This window comes from Desertibaculum subflavum (genome assembly GCA_003576705.1).
In the GTDB taxonomy this organism is placed as follows: domain Bacteria; phylum Pseudomonadota; class Alphaproteobacteria; order Ferrovibrionales; family Ferrovibrionaceae; genus Desertibaculum; species Desertibaculum subflavum.
In genome coordinates this window covers 1-15,714 of record QOZS01000040.1, presented here as the reverse complement: position 1 = coordinate 15,714, position 15,714 = coordinate 1, and the positions used below count along the sequence as shown (strand labels likewise).

The following is a 15,714-nucleotide window of genomic DNA, read 5'->3' as shown; positions in this document are numbered from 1 at the left end:
GCCTGTCGATTTGCTATTCCGCCCGGCCATTGACCAGAAGAAAACGCCCCGGAGACGCGCGCCTATGCAGGACATCATCGCGGAGCTGGAGAAGAAGCGGGCCGCGGCCCAGCTCGGCGGCGGCACCCGCCGGATCGAGGCCCAGCATGCCCGCGGCAAGCTCACCGCCCGCGAGCGCGTCGACCTGCTGCTCGATCCCGGCTCCTTCGAGGAATGGGACACCTTCGTCGAGCACCGCTGCACCGATTTCGGCATGGAGACGCAGAAGATCCCGGGCGACGGCGTGGTGACCGGCTATGGCACCATCAACGGCCGGCTCGTCTTCGTGTTCAGCCAGGATTTCACCGTGTTCGGCGGCGCCCTCTCGGACGCGCATGCCAAGAAGATCTGCAAGGTGATGGACACCGCGATGAAAGTCGGCGCGCCGGTGATCGGGCTCAACGATTCCGGCGGCGCCCGCATCCAGGAAGGCATCGACAGCCTGGCCGGCTATGCCGAGGTGTTCCAGCGCAACGTGCTGGCCTCCGGCGTGGTGCCGCAGATCTCGGTCATCATGGGCCCCTGCGCCGGCGGCGCGGTCTATTCGCCGGCGATGACCGACTTCATCTTCATGGTGAAGGATTCGTCCTACATGTTCGTCACCGGCCCGGACGTGGTGAAGACGGTGACGCAGGAGGTGGTGACGCACGAGCAGCTCGGCGGTGCCATCACCCATACGGCGAAGTCCTCGGTCGCTGACCTCGCCTTCGAGAACGATGTCGAGACCTTGCTGCAGACGCGGCGGTTCTTCGACTTCCTGCCGCTCTCCAACAAGGAGAAGCCGCCGGCGCGCGCGAGCGAGGATCCGATCGACCGCGCCGAGATGTCGCTCGACACTCTGGTGCCGGCCAATCCGAACAAGCCCTACGACATGCAGGAGCTGATCCTGAAGGTCGTCGACGACGAGGATTTCTTCGAGCTGCAGCCGGCCTTCGCCAAGAACATCATCACCGGCTTCGCGCGGCTGCAGGGCCGCACGGTCGGCATCGTGGCGAACCAGCCGATGGTGCTGGCCGGCTGCCTCGACATCGACAGCTCGCGCAAGGCGGCGCGCTTCGTCCGCTTCTGCGACTGCTTCAACGTGCCGATCGTCACCTTCGTCGACGTGCCGGGTTTCCTGCCGGGCACGGCGCAGGAATATGGCGGCATCATCAAGCACGGCGCCAAGCTGCTCTACGCCTTCGCCGAGGCGACGGTGCCGAAGGTCACGCTGATCACCCGCAAGGCCTATGGCGGCGCCTATGACGTGATGAGCTCCAAGCACCTGCGCGGCGACGTCAACTTCGCCTGGCCCTCGGCCGAGATCGCGGTGATGGGGCCGAAAGGCGCCGTCGAGATCATCTTCCGGGCCGAGATCGGCGACCAGGCCAAGATCGCCGCCCGCACCGAGGAGTACCGGCAGAAATTCGCCAATCCCTTCGTCGCCGGCAACCGCGGCTTCATCGACGACGTGATCATGCCGCACGCCACCCGCACCCGCCTCGCCCGCGCGCTCGCCATGCTGCGCGACAAGGACCTGCAGAACCCCTGGAAGAAGCACGACAACATCCCGCTGTGACGTGCCGCCTCCGGGCAGAACCATCGCACCGCCAAGGACGCCAAGAGCGCAAAGGAACGCCAAGGACATGATCAGCGCGGAGCGCAAAGCAGCTTCTTTGCGTAACTTGGCGCTCTTCGCGTCCTTCGCGGTCACCCTGCGACGCGCTATCGAGGGGTAGTCGAAGAGAATGTTCAAGAAGATCCTGATCGCCAATCGCGGCGAGATCGCCTGCCGGGTCATCAAGACCTGCCGCAAGATGGGCATCAAGACGGTGGCGGTGTATTCCGACGCGGATGACGGCGCGGTGCATGCCCGCATGGCCGACGAGGCGGTGCATATCGGCGCCGCGCCGGCGGCCGAGAGCTATCTGCAGATCGAGCGCATCGTCCAGGCCTGTAAGCAGACCGGCGCCGAGGCGGTGCATCCGGGCTATGGCTTCCTGTCCGAGAACCGCCGCTTCACCGAGGCGCTGGACAAGGCCGGCATTGTCTTCATCGGCCCCTCGGCGCACGCCGTCTTCGCCATGGGCGACAAGATCGAGTCCAAGAAGCTCGCCAAGGAAGCCGGCGTCTCCACCGTGCCGGGCTATCTCGGCGCCATCTCCGGCCCCGACGAGGCGGTGAAAATCGCGCATGAGATCGGCTATCCGGTGATGATCAAGGCCTCGGCCGGCGGCGGCGGCAAGGGCATGCGGCTCGCCTATACCGACCAGGAGACCCGCGAAGGCTTCGTCTCGGCGACCAGCGAGGCCAGGTCGTCGTTCGGCGACGACCGCGTCTTCGTCGAGAAGTTCATCGAGAACCCGCGCCATATCGAGATCCAGGTGATCGGCGACAAGCACGGCACCATCCTCTATCTCGGCGAGCGCGAATGCTCGATCCAGCGCCGCCACCAGAAGGTGATCGAGGAGGCGCCCTCGCCGCTGCTCGACGCGAAGACCCGGAAGGCGATGGGCGAGCAGGCCGTCGCGCTGGCTAGGAAGGTCGGCTACTACTCCGCCGGCACGGTCGAGTTCGTCGCCAGCCAGAAGAAGGATTTCTACTTCCTGGAGATGAACACCCGGCTACAGGTGGAGCATCCGGTGACCGAGCTGGTCACCGGCCTCGACCTGGTCGAGCTGATGATCCGCGTCGCCGCCGGCGAGAAGTTGCCGCTGCAGCAGAAGGACGTGAAGCTCGACGGCTGGGCGATGGAGAGTCGGATCTACGCCGAGGATCCCTATCGCGGCTTCCTGCCCTCCACCGGCCGACTGGTGCGCTGCGGCTTCCCTGAGGAAGTGGACGGGGTGCGCATCGATACCGGCGTGACCGAGGGCTCGGAGATCAGCCTCTACTACGACCCGATGATCGCCAAGCTCTGCACCAAGGGCTCCAGCCGGGCCGAGGCGGTGAGCCGCATGACAGATGCGCTGGACGCCTGCCGCATCACCGGCATCTCGCACAACGTGCCCTTCCTGCAGGCGATCTTCGCGCATGAGCGCTTCCAGGACGGCCGTCTCTCCACCGGCTTCATCGCCGAGGAGTTTCCGCAAGGCTTCAGCGGCGCGACGCTCGCGGAGCAGCGGCTCGCTGCCGTCGCGGCCGTGGCGGTGATGGCCCGCCTCAAATACCGCGAGCGCGACCTGACGGTCAGCGGCCGCATGCAAGGCTTCAAGCCGGCGGACGGGCGCGACTGGGTTGTGCGCGCGGCCGATAAGAGCTGGAACGCGCATGGCCGCCTGGTCGAAGGCGGCGCCGAGATCGAACTCGCCGGCAAGGCGCATACGATCCAGAGCAACTGGCGGCCGGGCGAGACCCTGTGCCGTGCCGATGTCGACGGCGAGGCGCTGACTTTCCTGATCGAGCCGCGCCCGCTCGGCTTCCGGGTCAGCCATGGCGGCGCCGTGCTGACGATCGACGTGCTGCGCCCGCGCGAGGCCGAGCTCGCCGCCCTGATGCCGTTCAAGGCACCGCCCGACACCTCGAAATTCCTGCTCTGCCCGATGCCGGGCCTGGTGGTCGCGATCCACGTCAAGGAGGGCGAGGAAGTGAAGGCCGGCCAGCCGCTCGCCGTGGTCGAGGCGATGAAGATGGAGAACGTGCTACGCGCCGAGCGCGACGGCACCGTCGGCAAGGTCTCGGCCAAGCCCGGCGAGAGCCTCGCCGTCGACCAGGTGATCCTGGAATTCGCGTGACGGCATGGCGGGCACGCGCGCCGTCCGCCTTCTGATCAAGGGCCGCGTTCAGGGCGTCGGCTACCGCGACTGGGCGATCGATGAAGCGCGCGCGCTCGCCCTCGACGGCTGGGTGCGCAACCTCAGGAGCGGCGAGGTCGAGGCGCTGATCGCCGGCCCCGACGCGGCCGTCGAGCGGATGATCGAAGCCTGCCGACGGGGCCCCGCCATCGCCCGCGTCGCCGATATCGAGATCAGCCCGGCCGCGCCGCCGCCGGAGCGTGGCTTCCGGCGCCTGCCGACGGGATAGCACCGGCCGGATTGACAATTGGGCCGCTTGTGCGCATATGTCGCGGCATGACGAAGCTGGTCGCCATCCGACGCCCGAACACCGCCCGCCCGCGGTCGCGATGACGTTCGCCTGAACGCCCTCCGCGAACCGCGCCGAAGCGCGGTTTTTTTATGTCTGAGGCCCCGGATATGTTGGGGCGCGCCAGTCGAAGGAAGACCACCGTGACCCTCGCCGACACCCAGCGGCCGCAAGGCCAAGCCCCCAAGACCTCCACCAAGAAGCCGATCGTCTTTGTCGACGGCGAATCCGGCACCACGGGGCTGCAGATCCGTGAGCGTCTCGATGCCCAGGGCGACGTGGCGGTGAAGAGCATCGCCGCCGAGAAGCGGAAGGACGCAGGCGCAAAGCGCGAGCTGATGGCCGAGGTAGATCTCGTCGTGCTCTGCCTGCCGGACGACGCCGCGCGCGAGACCGTCGCGGTGATCGACAGCATGGGCAACAGCGCGCCCAAGGTGCTCGATGCCTCGACCGCGCATCGGGTCGCGCCGGATTGGATTTATGGCTTTGCCGAGCTGGCCCCCGACCAGGCCGACAAGATCCGCAATGCGCGGAAGGTGTCCAATCCCGGCTGCTACCCGACCGGCTCGATCGCGCTGATCCGGCCGCTGGTCGATGCCGGCCTGCTGCCGGCCGACTATCCCGTCACGATCAACGCGGTCAGCGGCTATTCCGGCGGCGGCAAGTCGATGATCGCCGATTTCGAGGCCGGCACGGCGCCGCATTTCGAGCTCTACGGCCTCGGCTTCGAGCATAAGCACGTGCCGGAGACGCAGCTCTATGCGCGGCTGACCCGGCGGCCGATCTTCGTGCCCTCGGTCGGCAATTACCGGCAGGGCATGCTGGTCTCGGTGCCGCTGCATCTCGACACCCTGCCGGGCAAGCCGCTGGCGGCCGACCTGCACGCCGCGCTGGCGAAGCGCTATGCCGGCAGCGCCTATGTCGAGGTCATGCCGCTGGAGAACACGGCCACCAAGAGGGGCCGGCTGGAGCCCGAGGCGCTGAACGAGACCAACAAGCTCGAGCTCTATGTCTTCGCCAGCGAGAAGCACCGCCAGGCGGTGCTGGTCGCCCGGCTCGACAATCTCGGCAAGGGCGCCTCCGGCGCGGCGGTGCAGAACCTGCGGCTGATGCTCGGGCTGGACTAAGGCTCGACCGGTACGGTCGCGCGGCCGAACACCGCCTCGAAGCTGGCGCGCAGTTGGGCGTCTACCTCCTCCATGCTGACGAGCTGGCCGAGCGCGTGCAGCGAGGTCACGCCGTGCTGGGTGATGCCGCAGGGCACGATGCCGGCATAGTGGCCGAGTTCCGGCTCCACGTTCAGCGCCACGCCGTGATACGTGACGCCGCGGCGGACGCGGACGCCGAGCGCGGCGATCTTGTCCTCCGCCCCGCCCCCGCCCGGCCGCTTCACCCAGACGCCGACCCGGCCGTCGCGCCGCTCCCCGGTCACGTTGAAGGCGGCGAGCGTATGGATCAGCCAGCGCTCCAGGTCGCAGACATAGGCCCGGATGTCGCCGCCCCGCTGCTTCAGGTCCAGCATCACATAGGCGACCCGCTGGCCCGGCCCGTGATAGGTGTATTGCCCGCCCCGGCCGGTCCGGTGCACCGGAAACCGCCCTGGATCGACCAGGTCGGCATCCTGGGCCGAGGTGCCGGCGGTGTAGAGCGGCGGGTGCTCGACCAGCCAGATCCGCTCGGCCGCCCGCCCCTCGCGGATCGCGGCGACCCGGGCCTCCATCTCGGCCACGGCCGGCTCGTAGGGCGCAAGTCCCTGAGCCACTACCCATTCCACCGGCCCAATTGGCGCACCCATCCGGCCTAACGCTCCATTTACCGCAAGCTAACCTTGTGCCTTCACGTTGGGGGCAAGCGTATGGCAGAAGGGCGCCCCGGTCGTGAGTAAGAAGGCCATCGAGAAGGTCAGGTTGGAGATCTCCGTCGTCCTCGGCAAGGCGACGATGCCGATCAACCAGCTGCTGAAGATGGGCCGCGGCGCCGTCATCGAGCTCGATGCCGGGGTCGACGACTACGCCTATATCTTCGCCAACAAGAAGCTCGTCGCCCGTGGCGAAGTGGTGGTGTCGGGCGAGAACGTCGCCGTCTCGATCACCGATCTGGTCCGCGGCGACTGACCGCCGCCTCCTACCCCGTTGCCCCTACCCCGTTGAATGGCCGGAATTGATCTGCTATTCCCCGCCGGCCTCGCGGTCGTGGCGGAATTGGTAGACGCGCAGCGTTGAGGTCGCTGTGGCCGAAAGGCCGTGGAAGTTCGAGTCTTCTCGACCGCACCATCACTTGAGCCCGACGCCCGCCGGTCACCTGATCGGCGGGCGTCGGCTTTCCAGGGGCCCCGCCCCGCCCGCTATAGTGGCCGGACTTGAGGGTCAGGAGGGGTCGGACGGATGACGGATTCCACGCGCGAGGCGGCGCTCGACTATCACCGCCGGCCGACCCCGGGGAAGCTCGCCGTCACCCCGACCAAGCGCCTCGCCAACCAGCACGATTTGTCGCTCGCCTATTCGCCCGGCGTCGCCGCCGCCTGCGAGGCGATCGTCGCCGATCCGGCCGAGGCGGCGACCTTGACCGCCCGCGCCAACCTGGTCGCCGTCGTCACCAACGGCACCGCTGTTTTGGGCCTCGGCGCGATCGGTCCCCTCGCCGCCAAGCCCGTCATGGAAGGCAAGGCGGTGCTGTTCAAGAAATTCGCCGGCATCGACGTGTTCGACCTGGAGGTGGCCGAGAACGACGCCGACCGCCTGGTCGAGGTGATCGCGGCGCTGGAGCCGACCTTCGGCGGCATCAACCTGGAGGACATCAAGGCGCCGGAATGCTTCGTGGTGGAGCAGAAGCTGCGCCAGCGCATGAAGATCCCGGTGATGCACGACGACCAGCACGGCACCGCGATCTGCGTCGCCGCCGCGGTGAAGAACGGATTGCGTGTGGTCGGCAAGGAGCTGCCGGAGATCACCGCGGTCTGCTGCGGCGCCGGCGCCGCCGCGCTCGCCTGCCTGGACCAATTGGTGGAGCTCGGCCTCGACAAGGCCAAGCTCTATGTCGTCGACCTCGCCGGCGTGGTCTACGAGGGCCGGGCCGAGCTGATGGACCCGTTCAAGGCGCGCTATGCCCGCAAGACCGGCTTCCGCTCGCTCGGCGACGTGATCGACGGCGCCGACCTGTTCCTCGGCCTCTCCGGCCCCAATGTGCTGAAGCCGGACATGCTGAAGCGGATGGCACCGCGCCCGCTGGTCCTGGCGCTGGCCAACCCGACGCCGGAGATCGACCCGAAGCTCGCCCGCGAGGCCAGGCCCGACGCGGTGATCGCCACCGGCCGGTCCGACTTCCCGAACCAGGTCAACAACGTCCTCTGCTTCCCCTTCCTGTTCCGCGGCGCGCTGGATGTCGGCGCGACGCAGATCAACGGCGAGATGAAGCGCGCCGCGGTGGATGCGATCTCAGACCTGGCGCTGGCCGAAAGCTCCGACATTGTCGCCAAGGCCTATGGCGGCGAGGGCGCCTTCGCCTTCGGCCCCGAATACCTGATCCCGAAGCCGTTCGATCCCCGCCTGATCCTGCGCATCGCGCCGGCCGTGGCGGAAGCCGCCATGCGATCCGGCGTCGCCACGCGGCCGATCGCCGATATGGAGGCCTACCGCCAGAGCCTCGGCCGCTTCGTCTACCGCACCGGCTTCGTGATGAAGCCGGTCTTCGACCGCGCGCGCGCCGCGCCGGCCCGCGTCGTCTATGCCGAGGGCGAGAACGAAACGGTGATCCGCGCCGCCCAGATCGTGGTCGACGAGAAGCTGGCCCGGCCGGTGCTGATCGGCCGCGAGGACGCGCTGGCGCGGCGCATGAAGGAGCTCGGCATCCGCCTCTTGCCGGGCCGCGACGTGGAGATCCTCGACCCCCGCACCTATGCGGCCCGGGCCGAGTTCGCCGATGCCTATCACCGGATGATGGCGCGCAACGGCGTGCTGGCCGATGCCGCGCGCATCACCTTGCGCAGCGATGCCACCGTGATCGCCGCCATGATGGTCAAGCGCGGCGAGGCCGACGCCATGATCTGCGGCACGCTCGGCGAATACGACCATCACCTGCCCAAGGTGCGCGACATCCTCGGGCTCAGGCCGGGCGCGCAGGAGCTCGCCGCGCTGCAATTGCTGGTGCTGCCCAACCACACGCTGTTCCTCACCGACACCAATGTCGCCGACGACCCCTCGCCCGAGGCGCTCGCCCGCATCGCCGTGATGGCGGCGGCAGAGGTCGGGCGGTTCGGCCTAGAGCCGAAGCTCGCCGTCGTCTCGCACTCCAATTTCGGCGGCTCGGCCAAGCCCTCGGCGGACAAGATGCGCCGCGTCGTCGAGCTGATCCGGGCGGAGGCGCCGGCGCTGGAAGTCGACGGCGAGATGAAGCCTGACCTCGCCATCAACCTGGCCCGGCGCGACTGGATCTTCCCCTATTCGACGCTGAGCGGCGCGGCGAACCTGCTGATCATGCCGACGGTCGACGCCGCCAACATCGCCTTCAACCTGGCGAAAGAGGTGGCCGAAGGCTTCTCCGTCGGCCCCATGCTCCTCGGACTGAACGCCGCCGCGCATGTGGTGACGCCGGCCATCAGCGTGCGCGGCCTGGTCAACATGACGGCCGTCGCGGTGGTGGATGCGCAGGATCTGCAGGCGCGAGGCGGCTGAGGGCGGTCAGAGCCGGCCCAGCCGCCTGAGCTCACCGCGCGCCAGATCGTATTCGTTGAACCATGTCACGCCCGTGGCGACAACGGCCTGGAACGCGCCGATGGCGGCGTCGATCCTGCCGTCCGCCATGTGGCGTTGCGCGATGAAGAATTGCGCCTCGCAGAGCCGCTCGTCTGCCTCGCGCTCCGCTTTGACATCTTCCTTCGTGCGGGCGACCAGCGCCTCCGCGGCGATCCTGTCGCCGAGGAACTCCGCCACGGTGTTCGCCCATCCCTTGGTGAATGCCAGTTCCTGGCGGCGCGCGAGATCGGCGCGATCGGACTGACCGAGGCGCAGCCGCGCCGCTTCGAGATAGACCGCGACATAGGGCGCCGGCAGGCCGGTCCCGAGACCCAGATCGTAGGCGCGCTTCAGGTCGCGTTCCGCCGCCGCGAAATCGCCGCGCGCGAAATGCACCATGCCGCGCTCCCGCAGCGCGATTCCGCGATCGTCGCCGTCCGCCATGGCGCGTTCGAGCGCGGCGAGGGCGGCATCGAAGTTGCCCATGCCGCGCAGGATGATGGATTTCTCGATCAACATCGCCGGATCGTGCGGATTGCGCACCATCACCATGTCGATATCGACGAGGGCGGCCTGCTTGTTGCCCGCCAGGCTATGCGCCAAGGCTCGATTGTAGCGCGCTTCCGCGTCGTCCGGGCGCTCGGCCAGAACCCGGCTGTGATCCGCCGCCGCATCGCCCCAGCGGCGCAGATCGGACAACATGCGCGCACGTGCCCGATAGGCCGGCAGGAATTTCGGCTCGACTTCGATCGCCTTGTCGAGATCGGCCAGTGCCTTGGATCTGTCCCCGCGCAGCGCCTCGTAGGAGCCGCGCAGGAAAAACGGCAGGGGATATGCGCCGCTTATGGCGATTGCGCGGTTGAGATCCTCGATCGCCCGGTCGATCCGCTTGGCGCGGATCTCCTGCTGCGAACGCGCCGTCAGGATGACGATCTGCTCGCCTGCCTGCCGGCCGCGCTCGGCCTGCAGCAGCAAGGCGGTCAGGCGGGCAATCGCCTGGTCCGGATCGTTCGCGTTCTCGGTCCGGATGGTCCCCAGCTGCTGGTCCAGCGCCCGCGTGATCGGCGGCAGCAGAAGCGGCCCGGACGCCGGCTGAGACAGGGCCGGCCGGGAGGCCCCTGCTGCGAGCGCGACCGGCAGCAGGAGGGCGAGAATCAGACGGCGCATCGGATCAGATCGTGCTCCCCAGCCGGATCAGGCGCTTGCGGATGGCTTCCGCTTTCTCGACGAAGATCTCGGCCTCCGCCCCCTGGCCGTTGATCCGGTAGGCCTCCGCCTGCCGCAGCAGGGCCGTCGCATAGGCCGGATGCCCGTCGGTATGGGCGGCCCGGATCAGGTCGATGCCGCCTGCCATATGCGTCCGCCCCGCGTCGAACTCCCCCAGCCTCGATTCGGCGACGCCAAGGGCGAGAAGCGAGAAACCGGTTTCCGGATGGCCCGGCCCGAAGACCGTCAGGGCGGCCGCCAGGCCGCGGCTCAGGCTCGCTTTGGCGTCGGCGTAAAGTCCGGCCGCCAGCTCGGCCTCGCCCTGCTGGTTCAGCGCCGCCGCATAGTCCCGCCCCTCCCCTTTGGTCACGGCGAGGACGATGGCGTTCGCGCGCCGGACGATGCCGGCCGCCTCGTCGGCGCGCCCGCCGGCCGCGTAGGTGCGGGCCAGCCCGATCAGAGCCGCGGCGGTATCGAGGTGCTCGGCGCCCCAGGCGTTCTGGGCGATGTCGAGCGCCTCGAGGCGGATCGGCTCCGCCGCCTCGTACTTTTCCAGCTGGTCGAGCGCCGCGGCCCGCTGCCCCAGGCCGCGACCGACGAAGGGATGCTTGGGGCCGAAGGACCGACGCACGATCTCGACATAGCGCTGCGCCAGGATGTCGGCTTCATCGAAGCGGCCGAGCAGCATGGCGAGGTTGAACTGCTTGCGCAGGAACTCGGCGATGTCGGGATGCTGCGCGCCCCGCAGGCGCTCGCCGATCTTCATCGCACGGTCGAGATGCCGCTCGGCCTCCGCGAAGTTGGCGACATTCATGTTCTGGTCGGCCAGCGCGCTCAGGGCGAACGCCGTCTGCAGGCTGTCGCCGCCGGTCGCCCGCTCGACCACCCCGGCCGCCTCGCGAAGGTCGCGCTCGGCGGCGGCATATTTCCCTTCCGCGTCCAGCTTCTTGGCACGCTCGTACAGCGCCTTGACCCGGACGCCCTCCTCGGCGGCGACACGCGGCCCGCCGCCGGGTCCGGCGGTCTGTTGGCAGGCCGGCAAGGCAAGCAGCAACAGGCCGGTCAGCAGCATTGCGACGGAAGTTCGGAAGAGCGATGTCGGCATGACGGAAGGTTCTTTGGCGGCAGGCAAGGTTGCAACGAATAGAACATATGGTACGGCAGCCGGCCACAACCGATTGCAGCGTTAACGACGATTGGCGGCTTTCGGCAAAGCTTTGCTCCTTGCCCGCCCAGCGGTAAAACCGGGCTCGGTTCCCGGGAGGAAACGATGATCCCCAACAAGCTGCCGGATTTCGATTTCGGCCTCGGCGAGACCGCCGACATGCTGCGCGACCAGGTGGCGACCTTCACCGCCGCCGAGGTGACGCCGATCGCCGCCGAGGTCGAGAAGGCGAACGACTTTCCGGCGCCGATGTGGAAGAAGCTCGGCGCGCTCGGCCTGCACGGCATCACGGTGGAACCCGAATATGGCGGAGCCGGCATGGGCTATTTGGAGCATGTCATCGCGGTCGAGGAGGTCTCGCGCGGCTCCGCCGCCATCGGCCTCTCCTACGGCGCGCATTCCAACCTCTGCGTCAACCAGATCCGCCGCAACGGCAGCGAGGCGCAGAAGCGGAAATACCTGCCGAAGCTGATCTCGGGCGAGCATGTCGGCTCCTTGGCGATGAGCGAGCCCGGCGCCGGCTCCGACGTCGTGTCGATGAAGCTCCGCGCCGACAAGAAGGGCGACCGCTACGTCCTCAACGGCACCAAGATGTGGATCACCAACGGGCCGAACGCCGACACGCTCGTGGTCTATGCCAAGACCGATCCATCCGCCGGCCCGCGCGGCATCACCGCCTTCATCATCGAGCGCGGCTTCAAGGGTTTCTCCACCGGGCCCAAGCTCGACAAGATGGGCATGCGCGGCTCCAACACCTGCGAGCTGATCTTCCAGGATTGCGAGGTGCCGGCCGAGAACGTGCTCTCCGAGGTCGGCAAGGGCGTCAACGTGCTGATGAGCGGCCTCGATTACGAGCGCGCCGTGCTCGCCGCCGGCCCGCTCGGCATCATGCGCGCCTGCATGGACGTCGTCGTGCCCTACGTGCACGAGAGGAAGCAGTTCGGCCAGCCGATCGGCGAGTTCCAGCTGATGCAGGGCAAGCTCGCCGACATGTACACGACGATGAATGCCTGCCGGTCCTATGTGTACGCCGTGGCCAAGGCCTGCGATGCCGGCCGCACGACGCGCAAGGACGCCGCCGGCGCCATCCTCTATGCCGCCGAGAAGGCGACCTGGATGGCGCTCGAGGCGATCCAGGCGCTCGGCGGCAACGGCTATATCAACGACTACCCGACCGGACGCTTCCTGCGCGACGCCAAGCTCTACGAGATCGGCGCCGGCACCAGCGAGATCCGCCGCATGCTGATCGGCCGCGAGCTGTTCGCCGAGACGGCGTGAGTCACTCCGCGCCGCGCGCGCTCTCGTGCCAGCGGCGCAGGATCAGGTGGTTGAGCGCCGTCAGCGCCAGAAAGATCAGGATGCCGACGCCGGCGATCATGACCAGCGCCGCATACATGCGCGGCACGTTGAGGCGGTAGCCGGCCTCCAGGATGCGGTAGGCGAGGCCGGAGCCCGAGCCGGCCGTTCCGGCGGCGAACTCCGCCACCACGGCGCCGATCAGGCAGAGGCCGCCGGCGATGCGGAGCCCGCCCAGGAAATACGGCAGCGCCGCCGGAAAGCGGAGCCAGGCCAGCGTCCGGAACCGTCCGGCGCCGTAGAGCCGGAACAGGTCGAGCAGGTTGCGGTCGGTCGAGACCAGGCCGAGCGTGGTGTTGGACAGGATCGGGAAGAAGGCGACGATCCAGGCGCAGATCAAGAGCGCCGCGCGGGTATCGTCGACATAGATCAGGATGAGCGGCGCGATCGCCACGATCGGCGTCACCTGCAGCACCACCGCATAGGGGAACAAGGTCAGCTCGACCAGGCGCGACTGCGCGAAGAGCAGAGCCAGCGCGACGCCGCCGACGGTGGCGACGAGCAGCGCGAGCGCGGTGATCTCGAGCGTCACCAGCAGGCTCGGCCAGAGCGTGCCCCAATCGGCGACCAGCGTCTCAGCGATCAGGATGGGCCCCGGCAGGATATAGGGCGGGATCTCGTTCGCGCGCACCACCGCCTCCCAGCCGCCAAGCGTGGCGAGGCCGACGAGCACGGGCAGCAGATAGCGGAACGAAGCGGCGGCTGGCATCGCCGGCCACGATGCCAGAGCGCTTCGCCGCGCGCTACGACACAATCGCTCGGGCGGCGCCCGCCGCTGCTATAGTCCTGATTCGAGGAAACGCCCGCAGTGACCGTCACCACGCATACCAAGGCCGCCCCCGTCGAGACGGCCGGCATCATCTGCGCCATCGCCGCCACCGCGGTGCTGACGACGCATGACGCCGTCTCGAAATGGCTGACCGAGCGGTTCTCGATCGGCGACATCCTGCTCTATCGCGGCCTGCTCACCCTGCCGCTCTGCCTCGCCATCCTGATGCAGGCGGGCGGCCTGCACCTGATCCGCTCGCGCAAGCCGGTGTTGAACCTGACCCGCGCCGGCCTCGGCGTGCTGTCGAGCGTGCTGGTGGTGGCGAGCTTCACCTTCATGCCGCTGGCCGAGGCGCTGGGCGTGATCTTCGTCTCGCCGCTGCTCACCGTCGCCTTCGCCATTCCGCTGCTCGGCGAGCGGGTCGCGCCGACCATCTGGTTCGCCGTCGCCGCCGGGCTGGCCGGCGCCCTGGTCATCATCGATCCCGGCGGCGCCGCGCTCGACTGGCGCATCGCCATCCCGCTCTGCGCCGCCGTCTCCTCGGCGCTGCGCGACATCGTCACCCGGCGCCTCGGCGGCGCCGAGCATCCGGCCACCGTGCTGTTCTGGACCATGCTGGCCTTGGTCGTCACCGGCGCGGTCTGGGCGGCGCTGGCCGGCACGCGCTTCCCGGATGCGATGGAATGGTCGGTTCTGGCGGGCACCGCGGTGCTGCACACCGCCGCCTACTACCTCGCCATCCAGTCGCTGCGCCTCGCCCGCGCCTCCACCGTCGCGCCCTACAAATATCTGTCGCTGGTCTGGGCGGCCCTGCTCGGCTGGGCCTGGTGGGGCGATTTCCCGGGCCCGGCCAAGCTCATCGGCGGCCTGCTGGTGGTCGGCGCCGGGCTCTATGTGCTGCGCCAGGAGATGCGGTCGCGCTGACCCCAATCCCGCCGATGTGAACTGGCGGCCGAATTCCCGCCGCAATTCCGCTCGGATTGGCCGCGAGCGTAGGACCGGTAGAATCGAGGTTGGTCCCATGCGCGCTCTGGCACGCCGGCTCGTCCCCCTCCTGCTGACGCCCGCTCTGGCGCTGCTCAGCCTGGACAATGCCGCCGGCCAAACCGCTCTGCCGGGCGACCCGCCTGCGCGGGTCGGGCGGCTCAGCCATGTCGAGGGCCAGGTCTCGGCCCGCATGCCGGACCAGGCCGACTGGTCGGCGGCCGTCTTGAACTATCCGGTCTCGACCGGCCTTGCGCTCTGGACCGAACCCGGGGCGCGGGCCGAGATCAGCTATGGCGACGGCGCGCTCCGCCTCGACCACGAGACCTCGATCGCCGTGGAGCGGCTCGACGACAGCGCCCTCGACCTCCGCCTCGACCAGGGCAGCGTGCAGTTGAGCGTCCGCCAGCTCGAACCGGGCGAGCGGGTCAGCATCGCCACGCCGCAGGGCCGCATGGAGGCGCTGGCGCCCGGCACCTACCGCATCGATGCCGGCACCGGCGAGACCCCGGCCGGCGTCACCGTGCTGGACGGCAAGGCCCGGTTCGCCGACCAAGGCCGCAGCGTCGAGGCGGTCGGCGGCGAGAGCGCCATCGTCCGGCCCGATGGCAGCCTCGGCACTGTCGCCGCCATCCGCCAGCCATTCGACGAATGGGCCCTGGCGCGCGAGACGGAGGTGAAGGCCGCCACCGTCACGCCGCGCCACCTGCCCCAATCGATGCCGGGCCGCGAGGATCTGGAGCGCCACGGCAGCTGGCAGGAAACGCCGGAATACGGCGCCGTTTGGTATCCCGCCGCCGTGCCGGTCGGCTGGGCGCCCTATCGCTACGGCCACTGGGCCTGGGTGCATCCCTGGGGCTGGACCTGGATCGACGACGCGCCCTGGGGCTTCGCGCCGTTCCATTACGGGCGCTGGGCGCATTACCACGGCCGCTGGTGCTGGGTGCCGGGCCGCTATGCGCGCGCCCGCCCGGTCTATTCGCCGGCGCTGGTCGCCTTCGTCGGCGGCTCGAATTTCAGCATTGCCGTCTCCATCGGCCGCGCCCCGGCGATCGGCTGGGTGCCGCTCGGGCCCCGCGAGGTCTACTACCCGCCCTATCGCTCCAGCGTGACCTACGTGCGCAACGTGAACGTCGTGCAGGTCAACCGCACGGTGATCAACAACATCAACGTCACCAATATCCGCCGCGGCCCGCCGCAGCGTGACGGCGCCGCCTTCGTCAACGCCCGCGGCGCCACCGTGGTGCCGGTCGACGCCATGCGCCGGGCCGAGCCGGTCCACCGCGCGGCGCCGAAGCGCGAATTCGACCGCGCCGACCTGCAGGGCGCCCGGCCCACCACCAACCTCGCCGCGCTGCAGCCGAGCCGGGCCGCCCGCGCCGGCTTCGAGACCGAGCGCGACG

13 protein-coding genes and 1 tRNA gene are annotated in these 15,714 nt (G+C 68.9%); 10 read left to right on the top strand and 4 right to left on the bottom strand.

Features of this window, described 5'->3' with window-relative positions:
• Nucleotides 1–64 precede the first annotated feature (64 nt).
• The 4 genes from DT074_RS19440 (at nt 65) to argC (ending at nt 5,228) form a co-directional block, all read left to right on the top strand.
• Complete coding sequence (locus DT074_RS19440) at nt 65–1,597, top strand: acyl-CoA carboxylase subunit beta (RefSeq protein WP_119421528.1); 1,533 nt, start codon at nt 65–67, stop codon at nt 1,595–1,597.
• 169 nt (nt 1,598–1,766) lie between these two features.
• Complete coding sequence (locus DT074_RS19435) at nt 1,767–3,752, top strand: acetyl-CoA carboxylase biotin carboxylase subunit (RefSeq protein ID WP_119421527.1); 1,986 nt, start codon at nt 1,767–1,769, stop codon at nt 3,750–3,752.
• A 4-nt stretch (nt 3,753–3,756) separates the two neighbouring features.
• A complete protein-coding gene (locus tag DT074_RS19430; protein WP_119421526.1) occupies nt 3,757–4,041 on the top strand; it encodes an acylphosphatase in 285 nt (94 codons plus the stop codon).
• A gap of 203 nt (nt 4,042–4,244) precedes the next feature.
• Nucleotides 4,245–5,228, top strand: coding sequence for an N-acetyl-gamma-glutamyl-phosphate reductase (argC, locus tag DT074_RS19425; RefSeq protein ID WP_119421525.1), 984 nt, complete (start codon nt 4,245–4,247; stop codon nt 5,226–5,228).
• Here the strand turns inward: argC and lipB are convergent.
• Nucleotides 5,225–5,896: a lipoyl(octanoyl) transferase LipB gene (gene lipB / locus DT074_RS19420; protein ID WP_119421524.1), complete on the bottom strand. Its 672-nt coding sequence runs from the start codon at nt 5,894–5,896 to the stop codon at nt 5,225–5,227. The two genes, argC and lipB, sit on opposite strands and share 4 nt — an antisense overlap.
• Before the next feature lie 82 nt (nt 5,897–5,978).
• On the opposite strand from lipB, the gene DT074_RS19415 reads away from it, so the two are divergent.
• The 3 genes from DT074_RS19415 (at nt 5,979) to DT074_RS19405 (ending at nt 8,771) form a co-directional block, all read left to right on the top strand.
• Nucleotides 5,979–6,215 carry a FliM/FliN family flagellar motor switch protein gene (locus DT074_RS19415; RefSeq protein WP_119421523.1) on the top strand — a complete coding sequence of 79 codons (237 nt, stop codon included), beginning with the start codon at nt 5,979–5,981 and terminating at the stop codon, nt 6,213–6,215.
• Between the two features lie 72 nt (nt 6,216–6,287).
• Nucleotides 6,288–6,374 (top strand) — tRNA-Leu (locus DT074_RS19410).
• A 111-nt stretch (nt 6,375–6,485) separates the two neighbouring features.
• Complete coding sequence (locus DT074_RS19405) at nt 6,486–8,771, top strand: NADP-dependent malic enzyme (RefSeq protein ID WP_119421522.1); 2,286 nt, start codon at nt 6,486–6,488, stop codon at nt 8,769–8,771.
• 6 nt (nt 8,772–8,777) lie between these two features.
• On the opposite strand, the gene DT074_RS19400 is transcribed toward DT074_RS19405, so the two are convergent.
• Nucleotides 8,778–9,998: a tetratricopeptide repeat protein gene (locus DT074_RS19400; protein ID WP_119421521.1), complete on the bottom strand. Its 1,221-nt coding sequence runs from the start codon at nt 9,996–9,998 to the stop codon at nt 8,778–8,780.
• Nucleotides 9,999–10,002: 4 nt separating this feature from the next.
• Complete coding sequence (locus DT074_RS19395) at nt 10,003–11,142, bottom strand: tetratricopeptide repeat protein (protein ID WP_119421520.1); 1,140 nt, start codon at nt 11,140–11,142, stop codon at nt 10,003–10,005.
• Nucleotides 11,143–11,307: 165 nt separating this feature from the next.
• On the opposite strand from DT074_RS19395, the gene DT074_RS19390 reads away from it, so the two are divergent.
• Nucleotides 11,308–12,480 (top strand): isovaleryl-CoA dehydrogenase, encoded by a 1,173-nt coding sequence (locus DT074_RS19390; protein WP_119421519.1) that lies wholly within the window; start codon nt 11,308–11,310, stop codon nt 12,478–12,480.
• 1 nt (nt 12,481) lies between these two features.
• Here the strand turns inward: DT074_RS19390 and DT074_RS19385 are convergent, their stop codons facing one another.
• On the bottom strand, nt 12,482–13,267 hold the full coding sequence (locus DT074_RS19385) for an ABC transporter permease (RefSeq protein WP_119421518.1): 786 nt from the start codon (nt 13,265–13,267) through the stop codon (nt 12,482–12,484).
• A 99-nt stretch (nt 13,268–13,366) separates the two neighbouring features.
• Here DT074_RS19385 and DT074_RS19380 point away from each other — a divergent pair, with 99 nt between their 5' ends.
• Both DT074_RS19380 and DT074_RS19375 read left to right on the top strand, forming a co-directional pair.
• The gene (locus DT074_RS19380; RefSeq protein ID WP_119421517.1) at nt 13,367–14,251 is read left to right on the top strand and encodes a DMT family transporter; all 885 of its coding nucleotides are present in this window, start codon (nt 13,367–13,369) and stop codon (nt 14,249–14,251) included.
• Between the two features lie 97 nt (nt 14,252–14,348).
• The coding region (locus DT074_RS19375) for a DUF6600 domain-containing protein (RefSeq protein ID WP_162915024.1) at nt 14,349–15,714 on the top strand (1,366 nt) is incomplete at its 3' end.

What these genes read in the sequence shown, in the direction of transcription:
- lipB (WP_119421524.1), bottom strand. Translation starts at nt 5,896, where the DNA reads ATGGGTGCGCCAATTGGGCCGGTGGAATGGGTAGTGGCTCAGGGACTT.
- DT074_RS19430 (WP_119421526.1), top strand. Translation starts at nt 3,757, where the DNA reads ATGGCGGGCACGCGCGCCGTCCGCCTTCTGATCAAGGGCCGCGTTCAG.
- DT074_RS19435 (WP_119421527.1), top strand. Translation starts at nt 1,767, where the DNA reads ATGTTCAAGAAGATCCTGATCGCCAATCGCGGCGAGATCGCCTGCCGG.
- DT074_RS19385 (WP_119421518.1), bottom strand. Translation starts at nt 13,267, where the DNA reads ATGCCAGCCGCCGCTTCGTTCCGCTATCTGCTGCCCGTGCTCGTCGGC.
- DT074_RS19405 (WP_119421522.1), top strand. Translation starts at nt 6,486, where the DNA reads ATGACGGATTCCACGCGCGAGGCGGCGCTCGACTATCACCGCCGGCCG.
- DT074_RS19440 (WP_119421528.1), top strand. Translation starts at nt 65, where the DNA reads ATGCAGGACATCATCGCGGAGCTGGAGAAGAAGCGGGCCGCGGCCCAG.
- DT074_RS19395 (WP_119421520.1), bottom strand. Translation starts at nt 11,142, where the DNA reads ATGCCGACATCGCTCTTCCGAACTTCCGTCGCAATGCTGCTGACCGGC.
- DT074_RS19400 (WP_119421521.1), bottom strand. Translation starts at nt 9,998, where the DNA reads ATGCGCCGTCTGATTCTCGCCCTCCTGCTGCCGGTCGCGCTCGCAGCA.
- DT074_RS19390 (WP_119421519.1), top strand. Translation starts at nt 11,308, where the DNA reads ATGATCCCCAACAAGCTGCCGGATTTCGATTTCGGCCTCGGCGAGACC.